The organism is Mycobacterium parascrofulaceum ATCC BAA-614, assembly GCF_000164135.1.
GTDB lineage: Bacteria > Actinomycetota > Actinomycetes > Mycobacteriales > Mycobacteriaceae > Mycobacterium > Mycobacterium parascrofulaceum.
The window spans coordinates 320,089-322,500 of sequence record NZ_GG770556.1; the positions used below are offsets into that span (position 1 = coordinate 320,089).

3 protein-coding genes are annotated in these 2,412 nt (G+C 64.8%); 1 reads left to right on the plus strand and 2 read right to left on the minus strand.

Features of this window, described 5'->3' with window-relative positions; genetic code table 11:
- Both HMPREF0591_RS21360 and HMPREF0591_RS21365 read right to left on the minus strand, forming a co-directional pair.
- The coding region (locus HMPREF0591_RS21360; protein ID WP_482805248.1) for a PPE family protein at positions 1-929 on the minus strand (929 nt) is incomplete at its 3' end.
- Positions 930-945: 16 nt separating this feature from the next.
- Positions 946-1,245: a PE family protein gene (locus tag HMPREF0591_RS21365; RefSeq protein ID WP_040623513.1), complete on the minus strand. Its 300-nt coding sequence runs from the start codon at positions 1,243-1,245 to the stop codon at positions 946-948.
- Between the two features lie 359 nt (positions 1,246-1,604).
- Here HMPREF0591_RS21365 and HMPREF0591_RS21370 point away from each other — a divergent pair.
- On the plus strand, positions 1,605-2,412 hold an 808-nt coding region (locus HMPREF0591_RS21370), incomplete at its 3' end, for a PPE family protein (RefSeq protein WP_007170746.1).

The following is a 2,412-nucleotide window of genomic DNA, read 5'->3' on the forward strand; positions in this document are numbered from 1 at the left end:
GTTGCCGATATGGCGCCGCCGCCGCCGGTCAGACCGCGCAGCGACGCACCAACGGCGGGCAGCCCCGCGGCGGCCTTGGCTCCCTCGCTGGCGGCTTTGGCGGCCGGCGCCAGAGCTTTTCCGAGCGATTGAAAGTGGGTCGACATGCCGGTAACGCGATAAACCATCGCGAGGGAGTTCTGGGTCGGGCTGGCATATTGCGACCACAAGCTCACAAACTCATTCTGTTTCAACGCGTCCGAGATGGGTGTTGTGGACGCAGTTGCTGCACTGGGCGAGGCGAGGCTTTGCAGGGTGGACGGCGTGGAGGACAACAGTTGCGACTGCGTCGCCTGGGTGCCCGTGCCGGCCGATGTGCCGGCGGCTCGGGTGACCGCGGCGGCCTGCATGGCCTGTCCGGCAGGGTTGGTGTTTTGGGTCGGCTCGGTGAACGGCGACACTTGGGCAGTCGGTGCGGTTTGGGCGGCGTAGCCGTACATCGCTGCGGCGTCTTGCGCCCACATTTCACCGTATTGAGCCTCGAGCTGTGTGATCAGCGGGGTGTTTTGACCGAGGACGTTCGTCGAAATCGCTTGGGTGAGCAGGGTGCGGTTCGTCTCGATCAGCGGTGGGGGCACCGTGGCGGTGAACGCGGTCTCGTAGGCTCCCGCCGCGGCCCTGGCCGATGTGGCGGCCTGTTCGGCTTGCGCGGCGCTGGCCCGCATCCATACCAGATAGGGTTTGGCTGCGTTGGCCATTTGCGTCGATGCCGGGCCCATCCATCCTTCGCTGGTCAGTTGTGTGATTACGGTGTCGTAGGCGGTGGCGGCGGAGTCCAGCTCGGCGGCCAGCATGTTCCAGGCCCACGCGGCGGCCATCATTGATGCCGAACCGGGGCCGGAATACATGCGCGCAGAATTCAATTCGGGGGGTAACGCTCCGAAATCCAGCACCTCTTCACCCTCCTTAGCTGGCCGCGGCGGCGTTGATGGCCTCGGTGGCCGCATACGAACCGGCGCCGAGGTGCAGCATTTTCACGAAGCTCTCGTGAATCATCGTGGCCTGGGCGCAGACCGTCTGATACATCTGGGCGTGCGTGGCGAACTGCGCTGCGATCAGCACCGAGACCTCATCGGTTGCCGCGGGAACCACTCCCGTCGTCGGTGCTGATGCCGCGGCATTCTGGGCGGCCAGCGCCGACCCGATCACGGCCAATTTGCCGGCGGCTGCAGATAACGCTTCTGGCTGGGTGGTCACGAACGACACGGTGATCTCTCTCCTCACGGTCCCAGGTTTCAACGGCGTCCTAAAGCCGCTCCTTTGCGAGGTTAGATGCTGCGCGGGCAATCGCGTACTTACGACAACAGATGTTCATCTAGAGCTGGATAGCGTTCACAAATATGAACTCATAGGTACATATTCTCTCTTTTGGATCGTTGATGAGCACTGAAATCCACTACGGGGGAAGGGTTGCCGTGGCCGTGAAGGACACCGCGCTAGCGACGGCACGGCACCTCGAACGCGGGCTACGCCCCGGCGGTGGCCGACCAGAAGTATCTGACCACGGTTTCGGACGGTGTCGGTGTGGATGCGACGGCAGGCAACTACGTGAAGGGACTAAATAGGTGAATTACGGGGCGCTTCCGCCGGAGGTCAACTCTGGGCGAATGTATGTCGGCGCGGGCGCGGGGCCGATGCTGGCGGCCGCCGCAGCCTGGGACGGGTTGGCCACCGATCTGTACATTGCGGCCGCCTCGTACAGTTCGCTGATTTCCGAACTCACCGGCGTGTGGATGGGTCCGGCGGCGGCGACGATGGCCAGCGCCTCGGCCCCGTATGCGGGGTGGCTGGCCGCGACCGCCGTGCAGGCCGAGCAGACGGCCGTCCACGCGAAGGCCGCCGCGGGAGCTTATGAGGCGGCGTTCGCGATGACGGTTCCGCCACCGGTGATCGCGGCCAACCGCGCGCAACTGATGACGTTGATCGCGACGAACTTCTTCGGCCAGAACCTGCCGGCGATTGCGGCGACCGAGGCCCAGTACGCCGAAATGTGGGCCCAGGACGCGGCCGCGATGTATGGCTACGCCGCGGCGTCGGCTGGCGCCTCAGCGCTGACCACATTCGACCAGCCGCGCTCCACCACCAACCCGGCGGGGCCGGACGGTCAAGCCGCCGCGGTCGCCCACGCCGCCGACACCAGCGCACAATCCAGCACATCCACCACTGGGCTGGCAAACCTCCAGTCGACGTCGAGCACACTACTGAAAGCGGCGTCCGGGACGTCCAAATCGTCCAAACCGGTGGAATGGAATGACTGGGTGAAGATGTACACCAGTGACCTTGGCATCTTGTATTACCAGATGGGCGACTATGACCACTTTATGAAGCTCTGGCTGGGTGGGATGCCGGCCGCCGCCAGCAAAGGGGCTGCGG